We start from the raw sequence: 18966 nt of genomic DNA, 5'->3' as shown, positions 1-18966 counted from the left end.
GTGCCGGGCCCGCTGAGGGATTCCCACGGACGTGTGCCGGGCCCGCTGAAGGATTCCCACGGCGTGTGCAGCCAATGGCTTCGGGCAACCGGCTTTTTTCCCCGTGCTTCCTACCGACTCCGGTTACCTCGTTCCCGCCGTCTCCTCGCTCCCCTGAACGGCCGGTGCGCGCGTCGTCGCCTCAATGAACCGGCCCATCAGGGCCGGCCTCCTCACCGGTACCCACAGTCGGACGGCTCGCGAGTCGTACACCCCCAGGCACACCGCCCCGACCGACAGTCGGCCGGCCACGGGTAGCTGGTAGGAGTGGGCGAAGTACACCGAGTCCCACGGAACGACGTAGTGGGTGACCCAGAGGAAACCGCGGCGCACGTGGAGCACGGCACTCTCCGGGTCGAACGCCGCCGTTGCGTAGCAGTAGTTGCTCGCGGCCAGCAGTGTGATCGCCACGGCCGTCATCAGGGCGCCCGCCGGGACCGGGGACATGCCGTCCGCTGCCCACCACGTCATGGCGAGGGTGGTCGCAGCCACCCCGATCAGGCCCCCTCGCAGGGTGCGGCTCGGCCTGGTAATCCGGTCCACCGCAACGGCATAGGCCGGAAAGTGGCTCCGAACGCTGTCCCGCACGCGTTCCAGGCGCGCCGCGGGGAAGACGATGTTCGCGCCGATCCGTTCACCGGACTGCCGGGACACGAAGGCCAGCCGCGCGTACCCGGTGACACGCATCAGGGGATTCCGCTGGATCTTGACCCCTCCCACCTGAGACCTGGGCATCTGCCGCGACTCCGCGGAGACGAGGCCGCCGGACATGACGAACGCCCCTGCCCTGAACCGGACTTCGAACGACCGGTAACGCAGCCAGGCAATGAGCGTTCCGAACGCCATCGCCGTTGCCGCGAGTACGAACACGGCGCCCACCACCAGTACCCACAACGGTCCGGGCAGGTCGGAGATCGTCGGCAGGCCGGCGGGAAGCGGCAATACGGCGGAGGCGTTCTCGTAGAGCTCCATCAGGAACGGGAACAGCAGCACGAACTGCCCGTAGGTCACCGAGATCAGGAGGTAGTCGCGTACACGGATGCGATAGATCAGTTCGCCGGACTCCGTCGCCGGGGCCTCGGTTCGACGCCCCGGTGAGGCCGGGCGAACCCGGTTGGCTTCGAAGTAACCCTCCATCGCGACAGCGACGGCATGCGGGACCGCCTCGATCACCAAGCTGGTCTTCGACTCCGTGCCGATGCCGATCACTACGCGTGAAGAGCCCAGGAGTCGCGCCACCGCCGATCGGGAGATCTGGACGGAAACCACCTCCGACCAGCCGAGCGAGGCGGAACGCCGCACCAGCAAACCGCTGTCGTAGCTGATCCCGCCGCTGTCCACGGAGAACCTGGTCATCCACCAGTCCACCACCAGACTGAGCACGCTGATGCCGCCCACCAGCAGGAAGACCGTGCCGACCGGGATTCCGAACACGACCGGCCACCTGGACCAGATCGACACCCCCGCGATGGCAGTGGGGACGATCGTCGCCGCGTGCTCGGCCACACGGGTCGCGAACATGGCCGGACTGTTGCGGCGCTTCGGGAGCGTCCCGGTCATGAGGAATGCTCGCGGACGAACTGCTCGAAGCGATCGGCCTCGGCCTGTGACAGCGGCCCGATCGACCGTGACTCGACGATCGTTGCCGTCCTGACGGTGAACAGGTTGAACCACCGCAGAATCGGACCCTGGCGGGTCTCGCAGTACAGGATGCGAGACAGTGGGTACACGTCGCGTCGCCTCCACAGGCGACCCCGCTCAACGATGACGCAATCCGCTGTCAGCGTGTACCGGGAGTACCGGTAGCGGAGCGGAATCAGTACGAGGGCGTCGAACAGGGCGAACGCCAGAGCTGCCGCCGCCAGGATGTGAATCCATGTGCGCCACTCTGCCGGAAGCGGTGAAAGCCGGGACAGGACGACGGCGACGACGAGCACTAGGACGGCGCCGACCGCGTTCTCCACCTGCCAGAACAGCACCGCCCGCTCGTCCAGTTGCCGCGCGGCGGCATCCGGTCCCTGCACAGCCAAGGTTTTCCTTTCGAGTTCAGCCGGCGTCCGAGGGTTCATGACGACCGAGGCGTCGAGTTCGAAGCCCTGCCTGCCTCGGCCTTCCTCCTGGCCTCTCGTCCGCCCGACCACATCCAGAGCAACAACACCAGGGCCGCCACCGTCACCAAGGACGACCGCAGATCGAGCCGACCCTGCACCGCCATCACCACGACGGCGATGATCCACAGACATGGCACCACGGCCCCGAGCCAGACCGGCCCTCTACGCGCCATGGCCCAGTGCAGACCCAGCACCGCCAGGACCGCTGCGGCCACCGCAGGAAGGGCGATACTTTGGGACACCAAGGCCTCCGTTCGAGCTTGTTGAGACGACGACATCTGTCTGTTCAGCTGTTGTTGAAGAGTCACAGCCAGGGAGCCGGCGGTGCCTCTTCGCGGTTGAGTGACCACCACATGTGACCTGGCGGCCGAAGTCCCGCACTGGGTCGAGTGCGAGAACTCCGACCTGTGCCAGCCGGCGTGCGAGGCATCCGGCGTCCCTGTGTCAGCCGGAGTGTCGAAAGTTCTTCGGCGAACCGGAACTCGCAGCATGCGGCCGCATTCTGGCCGCCCTCGGGGACTCCCCGGAGGGCAACGACTTGAGCTCGGCGGTCATCCGGAGCAACTTCTCCGAGATTTCGAATGCTTTCCGGCCTGAATGGGTGAGGTTGCACCCCCGCGCCTCTCGCTCGAAAAGCTCCGACCCGCAGACCTTTTCCACCTCTCGTATGTGGTAGAGCACCGTGGACTTGCCATACCTGAGCTTCTTGGCGGTTTCTGTAATGCTGCCGGTCGAAGCAGCCACTACAAAGGTGTACAGCATAACCGTATTCAAGTGACTTTCCCCCGTTCGATTATCAAGGTCCTGCTACTACCCTGCCGACTCGAACAATCGGCGTCTTTCTTCCGGTCGAGAATGCAGCATGCAGCCCCGTCGGCCGTTCAGTTCCTGATTCAACAACATCTGGCGTCCGGGATCGTCCCCTGGTCTAGACCCGGTCAGGCACAGTTTTTGCGGCTGTGGCTGATCTAGATGTTTGGCCAGAGTACTGGAAGCGGGAGACGTTTCAAAGCCTGTTGGTCGAGCGAGTGTGCTGGTCACGCCGGGGTGGCGATGCGCGGGTCTTGCTTGTCAAGTCACGCTCCCTCCGGAGCACTCAGGGTCGAAGCCGCCCATTCTTCAGCGTGTTAACCGGACGCAGCCCCTGACGTGATGTCGGGTACTCGCTCCAGGGCTGATCAGGGGTCGCACTTCACGGTGAACCTGCTGCTCAGGGCATGCGCCGTGGCCAATGGCGGCTGCATGTCCAGAAGGTACGGGATCGCGCATCGCGTCGGCAATCGACTTGACCGTTGCGTGAAGAACCGACCCTTTGCACCTTTTCACCTGAAGTGACCACCGCCTTTACCAAGCCCCCGAATGGATGGCAATAGTTGAATGACAATTCCGACCCTACTGGGTCTGGTGGGCCACTCGGTGTTAGCTTCCAAATCTCCAGTCGGGGAGCTCATATTCGTGCCCGCTTCTCACCGACAACGCACCCGCAACGGGCGGCGTTGAAGCGGTACTCAATTTCGGAGGTATAAAAAATGGGATGGCTGCGCCTGGCGGGGGCAATTATCAAGGCTGGAGCCAAGTACGGTACCAAGTTCGCCAAGTGGGTGTGGGCCAACAAGGCCAAGATCTCGAAGTGGTCGAGCGCCGGCTACACCGTTGGGGAGATCGTTTACATGATCGCTCGCCTGAACGGCTGGGCCTAAGTATTCACCCAGTGCCTCACCGGCGCTGGCGGCGCAACCGTCCAGCTGAATTCGGAGAGTCACAGTAACCGATTCGACTGTGACTCTCCGTTTTGCCACTGCTCGGAGGGCGTCAAACTCGATGCTTCATGACGGTCCGCCGACGGGATTCGGAGTCGGTGGACCGTCTTTTCGCGTGCCTAGAGTGGGAAGGGAGCCAGCCCGAGCGTTGCCTCGGTGGGCGCCGCGTTCCACCACCCGCACCGACGCGCACTCCTGAAGCCGTCCCGGTTGCGGGTGCAGACCTGTCCCACGCCGGCATCGCCGTCCCGGGACGAACCGGGCGTCACGGTCGTGGGCAGGACCGAAGCAGCGCTGGAAGCCCGGCGAGGGGGCCGTGTCCGCCTACTCAAGAGCGACGGACGTCGAGGGAGAGGCCATCAGGCAGCGCCATGGCCTGGACTGGGATGACCAGGCAGTCGTTCTCGTAGAGCAGGTCCGACAGGCCACGAAAAGTGAATTCGGGAACCCGAAGCACGTAGAAGAGAGCGGTGCCGTCCTGCCACATCTGGCCGAGCAAGCTGGTCGACATCGGCGCCCACACGATCATCCTGGACACCGTCGCCTACGCCGAGCTGTGCGACAAGTACAACGGCGGGTACTTCCTGCACCACGTGCCCGAGGTCGAGATGAAGAACGACGGGTCGGTCATCAAGACCGCCCACCTCGTCGCCCGCGCCGGTTGGGAGGTGGACCTCCCGCTGTGGGAGGACGCCGCCGACTGCGGCCCCTGCCACCCGGGCAACGACTCGCACTGACCCTCACCTGATGCCCTCGTCGGTCCGGGCCCACGGCTTGGGCCGCCGAGGCACGCCCGGGTGACTTTCGCCCGGACCGGCAGCAGCCTCCGCGCGGTGTCGCCAGGATGACGCGGGTGACGACCACGACCACAGACCTATGGCACCACTACGGCCGGGCCCGCGCCGCGCAGGACCACGCCGTCCCCGACTCCTTCCGCTGGACCTGGGATCAGCAGGACGGGCCGGGCCCGGAAGTCCTCGGCGACCTCACCGGCAAGACCATGGCCGACCTCGGCGCTGGCGCCGCCCGCCACGCCGCGCACCTGGCCGTGCACCACGCCCCGAACCGGATCGACGCCGTGGACGCGTCCACGGCCCAGCACACTATGGCCACCGCCCTGTACGCCGACCTCGCCCCGCGTCTGCACTTCGTCCACGCGGACGTCGTCGCCCACCTTCGCGTGAACCCGGGCGCCTACGACGTGCTTTACAGCCTCTTCGGGGCGGTGGACTTCACCGACCCCCGCGAGCTGCTCCCGGCCGCCGCTGACGCGCTCCGCCCCGGTGGACACCTGGTCTTCTCCACTCTCGCCCACTACCTGTCCGGCAAGCCCGCGCAGCCGGACGTCACGGCCGCCGAGGTGCCGGCGAAGACCCCCGGGGGGCGAGAGCGCCACCATGCACCGGTGGGTGCTGCAGGAGCACGTGTGGACCAAGGTCCTGACCCAGGCCGGGTTTACCGACATCGGCGTCGAGGAGCTGCCCGCTGGCGACGGCCCCCGGCCCGCCGCCACCCTCCTCGTCACGGCCGAGCGCCCCGCCACCTGAGACCGGGCCGGGGGATGCCGCTGCCCCGGGCCCAGTTTCCTGGGCTCCGGGCCGCGGTGCGTTCGCGCTGAGGGTCAGCTGAGGCGTGCTGGCTGCCGATCAAGGGCCGGCTGACCCGTCACGGGCTCCGCCACGGCCACCGCACGCTCCTGGAGGGGCTGGGCTGCCCGAAGGTTCTCGCGGACGAGCGCCTGGGCCACGAGGACGGATCGGTCAGCGCCGGTACACCCACGTGACGGACACCATGCACGCGTTCCTCATGGACCAGCTCACCGAGGTCTGGCACGAGTCCCTGGACGACTGGCTGCTCCTCGCCCCGCGCTCCCCGGCCCCGATCCTCGACCGGCTCTTGCAGCAGCGCGCCGCCGAGCGGTGACACCCCGTTTCAAGATCACACCCAGATGACACCCAGATACAACGCAGTCAGGGCCGGTCTCCCTGAAGGGAAACCGGCCCTGATCTGGTACTTAGCTGTCGGGGTGGCGGGATTTGAACCCACGACCTCTTCGTCCCGAACGAAGCGCGCTGCCAAGCTGCGCTACACCCCGATGTCCACCGCGTTGCCGTGGCGACATCGATTACTTTAGCCCACCCGCGCGTGTAGGCGAAATCCGGTTTTCGCGGGGTTGCAGGTAGGGACGCACCCGGTCCAGGGCGACCAGGGACAGGGCCAGGGCGTAGAAGAGCAGGCCCAGGACCAGGGCGTTGGTGGCGACGCCTGTGTAGCCGTGGGCGGCGGCGTCCAGGAAGGGGTAGGGGTAGCGGGCCGGGGTGCCGGGCGTGACGGCGGCGCCGCGGAGGAGGGCGAAGGCGAAGTACGCGGCGGGGTAGGCGAGCCATTGGGCGGCGTACCGGAAGGCGAGACCGCCGGGGGCGGTGAGGAGGAGCCAGTCCAGGACCGCACCGAGGGGAGTGACGGTGTGGAGGAGCTGGTTGGAGACGGTGTGCCAGCCGGTGACCGGATGGGCGGGGTCGTCGGTCATGGAGAAGCCGGAGGCGTCGTTGGCCAGGATCAGGTGGTAGACGAGGCCGGTGATCATGATGAAGAGGAGCGTGCCGCCGGTCAGGCGGGGCGAGAGGGGCGGGCCGCCGGTCCAGGCGCGGACGGCGGACCAGCCGAGGGTGAGGGCGAGCAGCGCGTTCGACTGGACCGTGAAGTAGATCGGCACGCGCGACGGGTCGCCGATGGACAGGTCGATCACGATGCCCGTGACCGCCGCCGCGCACAGGAGCGTCCGGAAGACGGCGGCGTACGGGCGTCGGCGGGGCGGTACGACTGCGGAGGCGGGCACGCCCGTGGAGCCCGCGGGGGACGGAGCGATCATGATCTCCACCGTAGGGGAGGCGGGGCCGACGGGCGCGGGGAAGAAAGTCCCCTCTTGGGGTGGGGTCCGGTTCGCGGACGTGGGGGACTTCCGGGTTCTTTGGGGGCTTCCCGGGGGTGCTGGTGAGGGTGGGGTTGCCCGGGGTGCGGGCGAGGGCGGGGGTGCCCCTTGCACGGGCGGGGGCCTCCGCGGCCGTGCCGGTTCTTCCCCGGCCGTGGTCACGGCCGGGGCCGTACCCGTACCCAGACCCCCGCGTCCGTGTCGGGCCCTACGGCGCCGTCAGCGTCAGCAGGGTGGCCTCCGGGGGGCAGGCGAAGCGGACCGGGGTGTAGCGGTTGGCGCCGCAGCCCGCCGAGACGTGGAGGTACGAGCGGTGGCCGCCGGCCTCGTGGGTGGAGAGGCCCTTGACGCGGCGGGTGTCCAGGTCGCAGTTGGTGACGAGCGCGCCGTAGTAGGGGATGCAGAGCTGGCCGCCGTGGGTGTGCCCGGCGAGGACGAGCGGATAGCCGTCGGCGGTGAAGGCGTCCAGGGAACGCAGGTACGGGGCGTGGACGACACCGATGGAGAAGTCGGCGGAGGGATCGGGTCCGCCGGTCACCTCGCTGTACCGGTCGCGCTTGATGTGCGGGTCGTCGAGGCCCGTGAAGGCGAGGTCGAAGCCTTCGGCGGTGGGGAGCTTGAGGCCGGCGCGGGTGTTGGTGAGGTTGACCCAGCCCGCCGCGTCGAAGCCGTCGCGGAGGTCCTCCCAGGGGTTGTGCACGGCACCGACGACGGGGCCGTTGCCGTTCAGGCCGTGCTTGCCCTGGACCTTCTCCAGCAGGTAGCGGGCAGGGTTGCGCGGCCTGGGACCGTAGTAGTCGTTGGAGCCGAACACGTACACGCCGGGGAAGCCCATCAGCGGGCCGAGCGCGTCCAGGACCTCCGGTACGGCCTCCGGGTCGGACAGGTTGTCGCCCGTGTTGACGACGAAGTCGGGGCGCAGGCCGGCCAGGGACTGGAGCCAGCGCTGCTTCCTGCGCTGCCCGCTCACCATGTGGATGTCGGAGACCTGGAGTACGCGCAGGGGGCGTGCCCCCGGTGGCAGGACGGGGACGGTCACCCGGCGGAGCCGGAACAGTCGGGGTTCGATCCCGGTGGCGTAGGCGAGTCCGGCCGCTCCCACGGCCGTGATTCCCAGGGGTACTCCGTAACGTGCGCGCATGTGCTTATCGTCGCAGACCGGTGCGGGCGCAGGTGCAGGTGCTGGTGCGGGGACAGGTGCTGGTGCGGGTGCAGGTGCTGGTGCGGGTGCAGGTGCAGGTGCGGGGGCAGGTGCTGGTGCGGGCGCCCGGCGGGGGCGGAACGCCTGACGCCCGATGGGTGCCGCGGCGTAAATCGGCGGGCGGCGGGCCCGTACGACCTGCCACACTTGCGGCATGACCACGCTCAAGTCCCAGCTCAAGTCGCAGTTGAAGGAAGACCTCACCGCAGCCATCCGGGCGCGTGACGAGCTCCGCTCCTCCACGCTCCGGCTCACCCTCGCCGCCGTCCAGGTCGAGGAGGTGTCGGGCAAGGAGGCCCGCGAGCTGTCCGACGCCGAGGTCGAGAAGGTGATCGCCAAGGAGGCGAAGAAGCGCCGGGAGGCGGCCGACGCGTTCGCCAAGGGCGGCCGGGCCGAGCAGGCCGAGCGGGAGAAGGCGGAGGGCGAGATCCTCGCCACGTATCTGCCGCAGCAGCTGAGCGACGACGAGCTGACCGCGATCGTCACGGAAGCGGTCACGGAGGCGCAGGCGGCGGGTGCCGAGGGGCCGCGTGCCATGGGAGCGGTCATGAAGATCGTCAATCCGAAGGTCGCGGGCCGCGCCGAGGGCGGCCGGGTGGCCGCCACGGTGAAGCGGCTCCTGGCGGGCTGACCGTACGGAGAAGGGGGGCTCCACCCGGTGTACGGGTGGAGCCCCCCTTCTGGTTCGGCCCCGGGCTCGCGGCTCGTCCGGCCCCGAGCGCGCGCGGCGTCACCGTTGGGCGCTCATGGCTTCAGCCGTTACGGGTGTCCGGTAGGTGCGGGCCCTTCGGCGGGTACCGCCCGTACTGCCCTTCGGGCGGTACGGGCGGTACGGGCGGTCGGCCCGTCTACGGCCAGTCTCCGCCGAGGATGTCGGGCCAGTTGCCGTTGCCGCCACCTCCGGGGTTCCCGTTGCCGCCGCCCGGTTTGCCGCCGCCTCCGCCGCCGGAGCCCTGGCCCGGGTTGCCGCCCGGCGGCTTGTTGTCGCCGCCCGGCCGGTTCTTGTCCCGGTCCTTGTCCTTGTTGTCCTCGGGGATGTGGACGGAGTTGAACTGGGGTGAGTCCTTGCTCTCCAGGGCGCCGGTCATGGCGTCCTTCCAGATCGGTCCCGGGACCTGTCCGCCGTACACCTTCTGCTGGTACCGGCCGCCGATGGTGATGTTCTCCATCTCCACCTGCTGGGACGGGCTGCCGACCCAGACCGCGCCGGAGAGGTTCGGCGTGTAGCCGACGAACCAGGCGTTCTTGCGGCCGTCGGTGGTACCCGTCTTGCCCGCGTTGTCCCGGCCGTCCTTGAGTCCGGCTTCCTTGCCCGTACCGGAGTCGACCACTCCGCGCAGCAGGGTGTTGATGGTGTCCGCGGTCTGCTCGGCCATCGCCAGCGAGCAGGAGGTCTTCGGCACCGGCAGGGCCTTGCCGCCGCGGCCGGTGATCGCCTCGATGGCGATCGGCGTGCAGTACGTGCCCCGGTTGGCGAAGGCCGCGTACGAACTGGCCATGCGCAGCGGTGAGACACCGGTGGAGCCGAGGGTAAGCGAGGACGGGGAATAGGGAATCTTGTCCCCGTTGCCCTGCACCAGGCCGATCTTGTCGCTCAGCTGGCGCACCGGGCACATCCCGATGTCTTCGAGCATCTGCACGAAGTAGGTGTTGACGGACAGGCCCATCGCCTCGCGGAGCGCGTACGGGCCGACCTCGCTCTCGTTCTCGTTCTCCAGCTTTTCTTTCCGGAGGTTCACCCACGGCTTGCCGTCGCAGGTCGCGACCCGGTCCGGGTAAGGCATCTGGTACGGCGACGAGTACACCTGCGTCGGGGGCCTGCCCTGCTCCAGCGCCGCCGCCGCGAGGAACGGCTTGAAGGTCGAGCCGGTCGGGAAGCCGTAGTTGGAGCCGCCCATCCGCTTGTCGACCGAGTAGTTGATCTGCGTCTCGTTGGGGCCGAAGCCGTACGGCTTGGACTGGCCCATCGCGAGGACCTTGCCGGTGCCGGGCTCGACCAGGGTGACCGCCGTGGCGACCTTGTCGCTCTTGTAGACGTGGTCCTTGATCGATGCCTGGGTGGACTGCTGCGCCTTCGGGTCCAGGGTCGTACGGACCGTCAGCCCGCCCTGGTTCCAGACCTTGGCCCGCTCCTCCCTGGACTTGCCGAAGATCGGGTCGCTGAGGAAGACCGCGCGCACGTAGTCGCAGAAGAAGCCCGCGCCGCTCACGGCGGTGATGCAGCCGTTCTTGGCCTTGCTGACCTTCAGCTTCAGCGGCGTGGCCTTGGCACGGGCCGCCTCCGCGGGCGAGATCTGGCGGATGTCGGCCATGCGCTGGATCACGATGTTGCGGCGCTTGGTCGCCTCGGCCGAGTCGTTGACCGGGTCGTACCGGGTCGGCGACTGGACCAGCCCGGCCAGCATCGCGGCTTCTTCGAGCTTCAGATCCTTGGCGGGCTTGCTGAAGTACCGCTGTGAAGCCGCCTCGACGCCGTACGCCTGCTGCCCGAAGAAGGTGATGTTGAGGTAGTTCTCCAGGATCTTCTTCTTGCCCAGCTCCTCCTCGACCTGGATCGCGTACTTCAGTTCGCGGATCTTGCGGCCGAGGGTCTGCTGGGTGGCTTCGGCGACCTTGTCCGGGTCGTCGCCGGCTTCCTCGACGAAGACGTTCTTCACGTACTGCTGCGTCAGGGTGGAAGCGCCCTGGGCCGTGCCGCCCGCCTGCACGTTCCGGTTGAGGGCGCGCAGGATGCCCTTGAGGTCGATCGCGCCGTGCTCGTAGAACCGGTTGTCCTCGATCGCGACGATCGCCTTCTGCATGTACGGCGAGATGTCCTTGAGCGGGACCACTGTCCGGTCCCGTGAGAACACCGTGGCGATCTTGCCGCCCTCGCTGTCCAGGATGGTGGTGCGCTCGCTCAGCGGCGGCCGCTTGAGGTTCGCGGGGATGGTGTCGAATCCCTCGACCGTGCCTTTGGCCGCGAGGCCGAGCGCACCGGCGGCGGGCAGGGCGATGCCTGCCAGCACGGCTCCGGAGAGCACGCTGACACCGAGGAATTTGGCGGCCTGCTGGGTCCTTGAGAGACCCCCGCCCGAGCGCTTCTTTGCCATGGGGGCAGCCTAATCCGTAGACCAGGGCGTTCCGCAGGAGCGGGGGTCTCTCGGGATGTTCGAGTACCAGGTTGTGACATCCGGGGAGTGGAGGTCCGGGTGGCTCGGGTTCTTCGGGGCTGCCGGGCGTCTCGGATCCCCGGGCGTCGGCAGGGCCGGGGCGTGGTTGGCGGAATCTCGTCAGGGGGCGGGGGAGGTGTCCGCGTTCGCATTTCGCCGGACACGCGCAAAGGCTCTGGCCTAAGCTGCTCTCGTTCTGTCACAGCAGTGCACTTGCGCCCCAGGCGGACGGCACGGCGTCCGATATGTCGGCCTGATCCCGGTGGAACTGCCGCACTCCGGCTGAACTGTCCCGGTTTACCGGTGGGTGATCGGCGGCGTGACGTGGGCTCCCTGGTCACTCCCCTGGGTGATCTGCCGCGTACGCATAGTCCGTTCGGGCCATTCAAGATTGGGCCCGAAGGGGGTGTTGCGCTGTGCCCGCCTTCCGTAACGTCCTCAACTGGCAGCGGTGAATATGCCGCTGTCGCCGTGGGGGAGCCTCGATTCGGGAGAGGACGGCGCCGGGATGGGCTGGGTAACCGACTGGAGTGCGCAGGCAGCCTGCCGCACTACCGATCCGGATGAACTGTTCGTACAAGGAGCAGCGCAGAACCGGGCCAAGGCGGTGTGCACCGGATGTCCGGTGCGTACCGAATGCCTGGCCGATGCGCTGGACAACCGCGTCGAGTTCGGCGTGTGGGGCGGCATGACGGAGCGGGAACGCCGCGCTCTGCTGCGCCGCCGTCCGACCGTCACCTCGTGGCGTCGGCTCCTGGAGACCGCGCGTACGGAGTACGAGCGCAGCGCGGGAATCCTGCCGGACGTGCTGGAGGACGACGAGGTCTACGAGGAGACGTACGCCGCGGTGGGCTAGGCCGATCGTGTTCGTTGGGCCACTCGTGGCACGGGGCCGGACGGGTTACGCCGGACCCCGCGCGCTGACGGGTGCAGGACGAGTACGGGCAGGGCTGCGAGACGAGTACGGGTAGGACTGCGCGTGCTCCGGTGCCGAACTGGGGGCCCGTCAGACCGAGGGTGACGGTGTGGAAGGTGAGAGGTCGGGCGGGGATGCCTGATCGTTCGCCAGCCGCTCACCGATGGTCCGAAGACCGGCCAGATCGTGTACGTCCCCGGGCAGGGCGGCGACTTCGGTCACTGCCACCTCGGGGTGGAGTGCGGTGAAGCGGTCGCGCGTTCGCTGTTCACGCGCGAGTACCCGCATGCGTTCGGCATGCAGCCGCAGCAGGCCCGCCGTCAGCTGCTCGACGCCGTCTGCGCCGTCCTCGTCCGTGGAGTCGGCGGCGCGCTCGGCGGAAGCGTGCTCAGGCGGCCGACGTGTCTCAGGGGCGTGGGGTGTCCCAGAAGCCTGGGGTGTCCCGGGGGCCCGGGGAGTGTCGGACGCGGGAGGTGTCTCGGGCGTCAGGGACGTCTGGGGAGTGGTGGCCGTGGCGTCACGAGGTCCAGCATTCCCGTCCGACTGATCCACAATGCCGTGCCCGCCGAGCTTTTCTCCGGCGCCCTTCTCCGCCGTGAGACTCTCCGCGGCGGCGAGCGCCCGCTCGGCCGACAGCTGAGGGGCTCCGCTGCCGTGGACCCGGTTGAGTACGAGACCGGCCAGTGGCATGTCCTCCGCCGCGAGCCGCTCGACGAAGTACGCCGCCTCGCGCAAGGCGTCCCGCTCCGGGGCGGCGACCACCAGGAAGGCCGTGCCCGGCGCTTGGAGCAGCCGGTACGTCGCGTCCGCCCGCGTCCGGAAACCGCCGAACATCGTGTCCATGGCCGCGACGAACGTCTGCACGTCACGGAGCAGCTGACCGCCCATCAGCTTGCTGAGCGTGCCCGTCATCATCGACATGCCGACGTTGAGGAACTTCATCCCGGCCCGGCCGCCCACCTTCGCCGGCGCCATCAGCACCCGGATGAACTTTCCGTCCAGGAAGGACCCCAGCCGCTTCGGGGCGTCCAGGAAGTCCAGTGCGGACCGGCTCGGCGGGGTGTCCACGACGATCAGGTCCCACTCGTCGCGTGAACGGAGCTGGCCCAGCTTCTCCATCGCCATGTACTCCTGCGTACCGGCGAACCCGGCGGACAGCGACTGGTAGAAGGGGTTGTCCAGGATGGCGCGGGCCCGGTCCGCGTCCGCGTGCGCCTCGACGATCTCGTCGAAGGTGCGCTTCATGTCGAGCATCATGGCGTGCAGCTCGCCACCGGCGCCCTCGTCGATCCCCTTGACCCGGCGCGGCACGTTGTCGAGCGAGTCGATGCCCATCGACTGCGCCAGCCTGCGCGCCGGGTCGATGGTCAGCACGACCGCACGCCGCCCGCGCTCGGCCGCGCGCACGCCCAGGGCGGCCGCGGTCGTCGTCTTGCCGACGCCGCCGGAACCGCAGCACACGATGATGCGGGTCGCGGGGTCGTCGAGCAGCGGATCGACGTCCAGCGCCGGTGCCGCGGCCATCGCCCGCGGCCTGCCCGTGCTTGTGCTCATGCCGTTCCCCCCGCCCGTTCCGCGCCCAGGTGGGCACGGAGTTCCGCTGCCAGCCGGTACAGGCCGGCCAGATGCAACCCCTCGCCCAGCAGCGGGAGTTCGTACGTCGTCAGGTCCAGCTGGGCCAGTGCGGCGCGCTGCTCCCGCTCCAGTTCGACCCGCTGTGCGTGTTCCGCGGCCTGCTCCAGGAGCGGGTCCACCAGGCGCTCGGCGACGCCTCCGCGCCCTGCCCCGCCCAGGCCCGCCCGGGAGAGCGCCCTGGCCACCTCGGCTCGCTGCTCGCCGGCCGCCGTGCGCAGTGCCTGCTCGTCCACCAGGTGCGGGCGGACCATGTTCACGATGACCTTGCCGACGGGCAGCTCGGCGGCCCGCAGCTCCGCGATGCCGTCGGCGGTCTCCTGGACCGGCATCTCCTCCAGGAGCGTCACGAAGTGCACGGCCGTCTCGGGGGACTTGAGGACCCGCATCACGGCCTGCGCCTGGTTGTGTATCGGCCCGAACTTCGCCAGGCCCGCGACCTCGTCGTTCACGTTCAGGAACTTGGTGATGCGGCCGGTCGGCGGGGCGTCCATCACCACGTAGTCGTAGACGTACGCGTTCTTCTTGTCCCGGCGGCGCACCGCCTCGCAGGCCTTGCCGGTCAGCAGGACGTCCCGCAGCCCCGGCGCGATGGTCGTCGCGAAGTCGATCGCGCCGAGCTTCTTCAGCGCCCGGCCGGCGCTCCCCAGCTTGTAGAACATCTGGAGGTAGTCGAGCAGCGCGCGTTCCGCGTCGATCGCGAGGGCGTACACCTCCCCGCCGCCCGACGCGACAGCGATCTTGCGTTCCTCGTACGGAAGGGCTTCCGTCTCGAAGAGCTGCGCGATGCCCTGCCTGCCCTCGACCTCGACCAGGAGGGTGCGTTTGCCCTCGGTGGCGAGGGCGAGCGCGAGTGCGGCGGCGACCGTGGTCTTGCCGGTACCGCCCTTGCCACTGACGACCTGGAGCCTGCTCACGCCTCCGAGCCTAACCAGTCCGCCCGCCGCCCAATCAGGAGGCCGTCCTTCCCGTCCGTTTCCACCGGCTACAGTCGGCCGCATGACCAAATGGGAATACGCCACCGTCCCCCTGCTCGTGCACGCGACGAAGCAGATCCTGGACACGTGGGGCGAAGACGGCTGGGAACTCGTCCAGGTAGTGCCTGGGCCGAACAACCCGGAGCAGCTGGTGGCCTACCTCAAGCGGGAGAAGTCCGCATGAGCGCTGTCGAGGAGAAGCTCGCCTCGCTCGGCCTGACCCTTCCGGCGGTGGTTCCGCCGCTGGCCGCCTACCAGCCGGCCGTGCAGTCCGGGGTGTACGTGTACACCGCGGGCCAGCTGCCGATGGTGGACGGCGCCATGCCGTGCACCGGCAAGGTCGGCGCGGAGGTCACCGCCGAGGAGGCCAAGGACCTGGCGCGGATCTGCGCGCTGAACGCCCTGGCGGCCGTGAAGTCCGTCGTCGGTGACCTGGACCGCATCGCGCGCGTCGTCAAGGTCGTCGGCTTCGTGGCCTCGGCCCCGGACTTCACCGGCCAGCCCGCCGTGCTCAACGGCACGAGCGAGCTGCTCGGCGAGGTCCTCGGCGACAAGGGCGTGCACGCCCGCAGCGCTGTCGGCGTGGCCGTCCTGCCGCTGGACGCACCGGTCGAGGTCGAGATCCAGGTGGAGCTCGTCAGCGCCTGACCCGCGGCAAGCGAACGCCGGGTACCGGGCGCGTCGGCGCGCGAGGGGCCGGCGCATGCCGGTTCGGCGCGTGCCGACGCACGAGGGCTGGTGTGCGCCGGTACCTGGGCGCGCGGTCACGAGTGCCGGTGCGCGACTGCCGGTCCGGGCGTTGCCGAGTGTGCGTTGCCGAGTGAGCGCTGAGGGGGCGTGCTGGGGACTGCCGCCTCTCGAACATCGGGACGGTTGGCCGTAGCATCCGGCCATGTCCAATGGTCAGTGGTACCCGCCCGAATGGCCCGACCGGATCCGCGCGCTGGCGAACGGCGAGCTGGTCGCCGCGACCCCGAAGCGGGCCGCGACCGTGCTGTTGCTGAGCGACGGCACGAGCGGTGCCGGTGACGCGGGTCGGCTGTCCGTACACATGTTGCGCAGACGCGCCTCCATGGCCTTCGCCGGAGGCGCGTACGCGTATCCGGGGGGCGGCGTCGATCCTCGTGACGACGACTCCCGCGTCCGCTGGGCGGGCCCCTCACTGGCCCGCTGGGCCGAACGGCTCGGGCTGCCCGACGACCCCGGGGCCGCCCAGGCGGTGGTCTGCGCGGCGGTGCGCGAGACCTTCGAGGAGGCGGGTGTCCTCCTCGCCGGCCCCACCGCGCAGACCGTGGTCGGGGACATCACGGGCGCGGACTGGGAGGCGGACCGGCAGGCCCTGGTCGCCCGGGAGCTGGGCTTCGCCGAGTTCCTCGACCGGCGGCAGCTGGTGCTGCGCTCCGACCTGCTGGGCGCGTGGGCGCGCTGGATCACCCCGGAGTTCGAACCCAGGCGGTACGACACCTGGTTCTTCGTCGCCGCGCTGCCGGCCGGGCAGCGGACCCGCAACGCCTCGACGGAGGCCGACCGGACGGTGTGGATCGCCCCGGGTGAGGCCGCCGCCGGTTACGACCGGGGCGAGCTGCTGATGATGCCGCCCACGATCTCCACACTGCGCGGACTCCAGCCGTACGGGACGGTGGCAGAGGTCCTGGCCGGGGCGGCCGACCGGGACATGGCGCCCGTGCTCGCGCGGGCACGGCTGGAGGACGGCGAGGTGGTGCTGAGCTGGCCGGGCCACGAGGAGTTCACCAAACACATCCCCGCCGCGGGCGGCGGAGCGCGGGGAGGAGCCCGATGACCGAGGCAGCGGCCCTGCCGGGTCAGCCGCGGGGCGGCGTGCTGTCCGGGCGTGCCACCGCACGCGCGGTCAACGTCCTGGCCCCCAACCCGTCGGCGATGACGCTCGACGGCACCAACACCTGGATCGTGTCCGAACCGGATTCGGACCTGGCCGTCGTCGTGGATCCCGGTCCCCTGGACGACGGGCATCTGCGGGCGGTGATCGGCACCGCCGAGAGGGCGGGCAAGCGGGTCGCGCTGACCTTGCTCACGCACGGGCATCCGGACCATGCGGAGGGCGCCGCACGGTTCGCGGAGCTGACCCGGACCCCGGTGCGGGCACTCGATCCCGCGCTCCGGCTCGGGGACGAGGGGCTGGGCGCCGGTGATGTGATCACCACCGGGGGAGTCGAGATGCGGGTGGTGCCCACTCCCGGGCACACCGCCGACTCCCTCTGCTTCCACTTGCCGGCCGACCGGGCGGTGTTGACGGGGGACACGGTCCTGGGGCGCGGCACGACAGTGGTGGCGCACCCGGACGGGCGGCTGGGGGACTACCTCGACTCGCTGCGACGGCTGCGGTCGCTGACGGTCGACGACGGGGTGGGTTTCGTCCTGCCGGGGCACGGCCCGGTGCTCGAAGACGCCCAGGGCGCGATCGAGTTCTACCTGGCGCACCGGGCGAACCGGCTGGCGCAGGTGGAGACGGCCGTGGAGAACGGGCACCGCGACGCGTCCGCAGTGGTGGCGGCGGTGTACGCGGACGTGGACCGTTCCCTGTGGCCGGCGGCCGAACTGTCGGTACGCGCGCAGCTGGAGTACCTGCGCGAACACGGCTTGATCTGAGCCGCGCCGAGCTGCTGCGGGCGGATTGCGGGAGGCTCAGCGCCCTCGGGGACGTTGCGGACCGTGGAGGCGGTGACGGGCGGACGAAAGGGCTCCGGATCATGTGGGACCGGTCGGGGCGGACCGGGCCCGTGCGGAACCGGAACTCCTGCTTCATCCCTGTGCAGTTCACAAGCTGCGGGGGCGCGAAGGCCCGGGACCCGCGGTACTTCCGTACGGCCGGGGAGTCTTGCGGCCGTGGACCGCGATGTATTCGCTCGCCAGCCACGGGCCGAGATCCTCGGTGTACGAAAGGAGAACGGACGGATCGCCCGTCGGGTTCCCGGTCCTGGATCCGCTCCAGCGAGCCTTCGCGCTCGATGTACGGGTGGCTGTGCCTGTCCGTCCCACCGCTGTGTGCGCCCGCCATGGCTTACGCTCCGCCTACATCTTCCGCGTTCGTATCATGATCTTTTTTGTTCCTGGGGGGAACCACTGTGTTCGTGCTGTCCATCCTGCTGCTCCTCGCGGCCTTGGTGCTGTTCCTGGTCGGGCGCGCGCAGGGCGCCCGCGGTCTGAAGCTGGGCGCGGTCGGCGCGCTCCTGGCGGGCCTTCTGGCGGGGATCACCAGCTGCCTGTACGTGATGAGCGCGTACGAGGTCGGAGTGCCGGTCACCTTCGGCAAGGTCGGCGGGCCGATGCTGTCCGGGATGCACATCCGGTCGCCGTTCACCACCGTCACGTCCTTCTCGACGCGTCCCGTCGACCTCAACCTGTCCGACAAGGACGTCGTGGAGGTCCGCTCGTCGCAGGGCGGCGTCATGGAGGTCGAGGTGACCGTGAAGTGGGCGGTGACCCCGGACAAGGTCGTGGAGCTGTACCGTCTCGCGGGCAGCGAGGAGTCCGTGCAGCAGCGTCTGGTGCAGCCGGACAGCCGCGAGATCATCCGCAACGTGTTCGCCCGGCACACGAGCGAGCAGGGCTACTCCTCGGCCCGCGAGAAGATCAACGCGGAGATCGGCGAACTGACGAAGGCCCGGCTGGCCCCGCGCGGAATCGCCGTCACCGCGGTCAACCTGCGCAACGTGAAGCCCTCCGCCCAGCTCCAGGGCCAGATCGACCGCAAGATCCAGCAGCAGCAGTCCACCGAGCGGGCCGAGGAGGCGGCGAAGACGGCCGCCGCCGAGGCCAGGCGCCGCAAGATCGAGGCCGAGGGCATCGCCCAGGCCAACCGCATCCTGAACAACTCCCTCACCGACAAGGTGCTCTACAACCAGTGCATCGACGCCTTCAAGGAGGCCGCGCAGAAGCACCCGGTGTACGCGGTTCCGTGCGGCGAGGGCGGGAAGACCCCCGTGATCGTCGGCAAGAACTGACCGCCGACCGGACCCGGAGGCATGCCCGCACCCGGGTGCGCGCGTGCCCGTAGGGGTCTACGGTCCGCCGCTGCGGGCCCGGACAGGTGCGTGCCTGCCGGTGCGGAGTCTCGGCGCGGGCTCGTGCGGCTCAGTGCCTGCCGGTGCGGGGTCTTGGTGCGGGCTCGTGCGGCTCAGTGCCTGCCGGTGCGGGGTCTTGGTGCGGGATCGTGCGGCGCAGTGCCTGCCGGTGCGGGCCGTCGGTGCGGGCCTGCCCGTGTGCG

At 69.4% G+C, this 18966-nt stretch carries 18 protein-coding genes, 1 tRNA gene and 2 pseudogenes; 11 read left to right on the top strand and 10 right to left on the bottom strand.

Going from position 1 to position 18966, the window contains the following annotated elements; all coding sequences use genetic code 11:
• Positions 1-123: 123 nt before the first annotated feature.
• The 4 genes from ACQPZG_RS16140 to ACQPZG_RS16125 form a co-directional block, all read right to left on the bottom strand.
• Positions 124-1560, bottom strand: coding sequence for a PH domain-containing protein (locus tag ACQPZG_RS16140; RefSeq protein ID WP_433546451.1), 1437 nt, complete (start codon positions 1558-1560; stop codon positions 124-126).
• A 35-nt stretch (positions 1561-1595) separates the two neighbouring features.
• Entirely contained in the window at positions 1596-2063 is a 468-nt protein-coding gene (locus ACQPZG_RS16135; RefSeq protein ID WP_433549431.1) for a PH domain-containing protein, read from the bottom strand.
• A gap of 41 nt (positions 2064-2104) precedes the next feature.
• Complete coding sequence (locus ACQPZG_RS16130; RefSeq protein ID WP_433546450.1) at positions 2105-2392, bottom strand: hypothetical protein; 288 nt, start codon at positions 2390-2392, stop codon at positions 2105-2107.
• Positions 2393-2594: 202 nt separating this feature from the next.
• A complete protein-coding gene (locus ACQPZG_RS16125; protein WP_433546449.1) occupies positions 2595-2912 on the bottom strand; it encodes a LysR family transcriptional regulator in 318 nt (105 codons plus the stop codon).
• A 767-nt stretch (positions 2913-3679) separates the two neighbouring features.
• On the opposite strand from ACQPZG_RS16125, the gene ACQPZG_RS16120 reads away from it, so the two are divergent.
• From ACQPZG_RS16120 to ACQPZG_RS16105, 4 genes and pseudogenes are all read left to right on the top strand, one after another.
• Positions 3680-3850 carry an aureocin A53 family class IId bacteriocin gene (locus ACQPZG_RS16120; RefSeq protein WP_433546448.1) on the top strand — a complete coding sequence of 57 codons (171 nt, stop codon included), beginning with the start codon at positions 3680-3682 and terminating at the stop codon, positions 3848-3850.
• A gap of 551 nt (positions 3851-4401) precedes the next feature.
• Positions 4402-4647, top strand: a pseudogene (locus ACQPZG_RS16115) (hypothetical protein); the annotation flags it as partial.
• 107 nt (positions 4648-4754) lie between these two features.
• Positions 4755-5457, top strand: a pseudogene (locus ACQPZG_RS16110) (class I SAM-dependent methyltransferase).
• Between the two features lie 232 nt (positions 5458-5689).
• Positions 5690-5833 (top strand): hypothetical protein, encoded by a 144-nt coding sequence (locus tag ACQPZG_RS16105; protein ID WP_433546447.1) that lies wholly within the window; start codon positions 5690-5692, stop codon positions 5831-5833.
• Positions 5834-5931: 98 nt separating this feature from the next.
• Here the strand turns inward: ACQPZG_RS16105 and ACQPZG_RS16100 are convergent.
• From ACQPZG_RS16100 to ACQPZG_RS16090, 3 genes are all read right to left on the bottom strand, one after another.
• Positions 5932-6005 (bottom strand) — tRNA-Pro (locus ACQPZG_RS16100).
• 30 nt (positions 6006-6035) lie between these two features.
• On the bottom strand, positions 6036-6782 hold the full coding sequence (locus ACQPZG_RS16095) for a Pr6Pr family membrane protein (protein ID WP_433546446.1): 747 nt from the start codon (positions 6780-6782) through the stop codon (positions 6036-6038).
• Positions 6783-7050: 268 nt separating this feature from the next.
• On the bottom strand, positions 7051-7983 hold the full coding sequence (locus ACQPZG_RS16090) for a metallophosphoesterase (protein WP_433546445.1): 933 nt from the start codon (positions 7981-7983) through the stop codon (positions 7051-7053).
• A 214-nt stretch (positions 7984-8197) separates the two neighbouring features.
• Here ACQPZG_RS16090 and ACQPZG_RS16085 point away from each other — a divergent pair, with 214 nt between their 5' ends.
• Positions 8198-8674: a GatB/YqeY domain-containing protein gene (locus tag ACQPZG_RS16085; protein ID WP_433546444.1), complete on the top strand. Its 477-nt coding sequence runs from the start codon at positions 8198-8200 to the stop codon at positions 8672-8674.
• Positions 8675-8891: 217 nt separating this feature from the next.
• On the opposite strand, the gene ACQPZG_RS16080 is transcribed toward ACQPZG_RS16085, so the two are convergent.
• Positions 8892-11135 carry a transglycosylase domain-containing protein gene (locus ACQPZG_RS16080; protein ID WP_433546443.1) on the bottom strand — a complete coding sequence of 748 codons (2244 nt, stop codon included), beginning with the start codon at positions 11133-11135 and terminating at the stop codon, positions 8892-8894.
• Between the two features lie 568 nt (positions 11136-11703).
• Here ACQPZG_RS16080 and ACQPZG_RS16075 point away from each other — a divergent pair.
• On the top strand, positions 11704-12051 hold the full coding sequence (locus ACQPZG_RS16075; RefSeq protein ID WP_433546442.1) for a WhiB family transcriptional regulator: 348 nt from the start codon (positions 11704-11706) through the stop codon (positions 12049-12051).
• A 150-nt stretch (positions 12052-12201) separates the two neighbouring features.
• Here ACQPZG_RS16075 and ACQPZG_RS16070 read toward each other — a convergent pair whose 3' ends face one another.
• Positions 12202-13665 (bottom strand): ArsA family ATPase, encoded by a 1464-nt coding sequence (locus ACQPZG_RS16070; protein WP_433546441.1) that lies wholly within the window; start codon positions 13663-13665, stop codon positions 12202-12204.
• Positions 13662-14678, bottom strand: a complete 1017-nt coding sequence (locus tag ACQPZG_RS16065; protein WP_433549430.1) for an ArsA family ATPase — start codon at positions 14676-14678, stop codon at positions 13662-13664. The genes ACQPZG_RS16070 and ACQPZG_RS16065 overlap by 4 nt, the downstream gene beginning before the upstream one ends.
• A gap of 64 nt (positions 14679-14742) precedes the next feature.
• Between ACQPZG_RS16065 and ACQPZG_RS16060 the strand changes: the two genes are divergently transcribed.
• The 5 genes from ACQPZG_RS16060 (at position 14743) to ACQPZG_RS16040 (ending at position 18703) form a co-directional block, all read left to right on the top strand.
• A complete protein-coding gene (locus ACQPZG_RS16060) occupies positions 14743-14904 on the top strand; it encodes a DUF4177 domain-containing protein (protein ID WP_075033571.1) in 162 nt (53 codons plus the stop codon).
• Entirely contained in the window at positions 14901-15368 is a 468-nt protein-coding gene (locus ACQPZG_RS16055; protein ID WP_433546440.1) for a RidA family protein, read from the top strand. Before ACQPZG_RS16060 ends, ACQPZG_RS16055 begins: the two co-directional genes overlap by 4 nt.
• 244 nt (positions 15369-15612) lie before the next feature.
• Entirely contained in the window at positions 15613-16521 is a 909-nt protein-coding gene (locus ACQPZG_RS16050; protein WP_433546439.1) for an NUDIX hydrolase, read from the top strand.
• The gene (locus ACQPZG_RS16045) at positions 16518-17348 is read left to right on the top strand and encodes an MBL fold metallo-hydrolase (protein ID WP_433546438.1); all 831 of its coding nucleotides are present in this window, start codon (positions 16518-16520) and stop codon (positions 17346-17348) included. The genes ACQPZG_RS16050 and ACQPZG_RS16045 overlap by 4 nt, the downstream gene beginning before the upstream one ends.
• A gap of 476 nt (positions 17349-17824) precedes the next feature.
• On the top strand, positions 17825-18703 hold the full coding sequence (locus tag ACQPZG_RS16040) for a prohibitin family protein (RefSeq protein ID WP_433546437.1): 879 nt from the start codon (positions 17825-17827) through the stop codon (positions 18701-18703).
• Positions 18704-18966: the final 263 nt, after the last annotated feature.

It is taken from the genome of Streptomyces sp. CA-294286, assembly GCF_050947155.1.
Taxonomy (GTDB): Bacteria; Actinomycetota; Actinomycetes; order Streptomycetales; family Streptomycetaceae; genus Streptomyces.
This window is presented reverse-complemented; position numbering and strand designations above follow the sequence as displayed.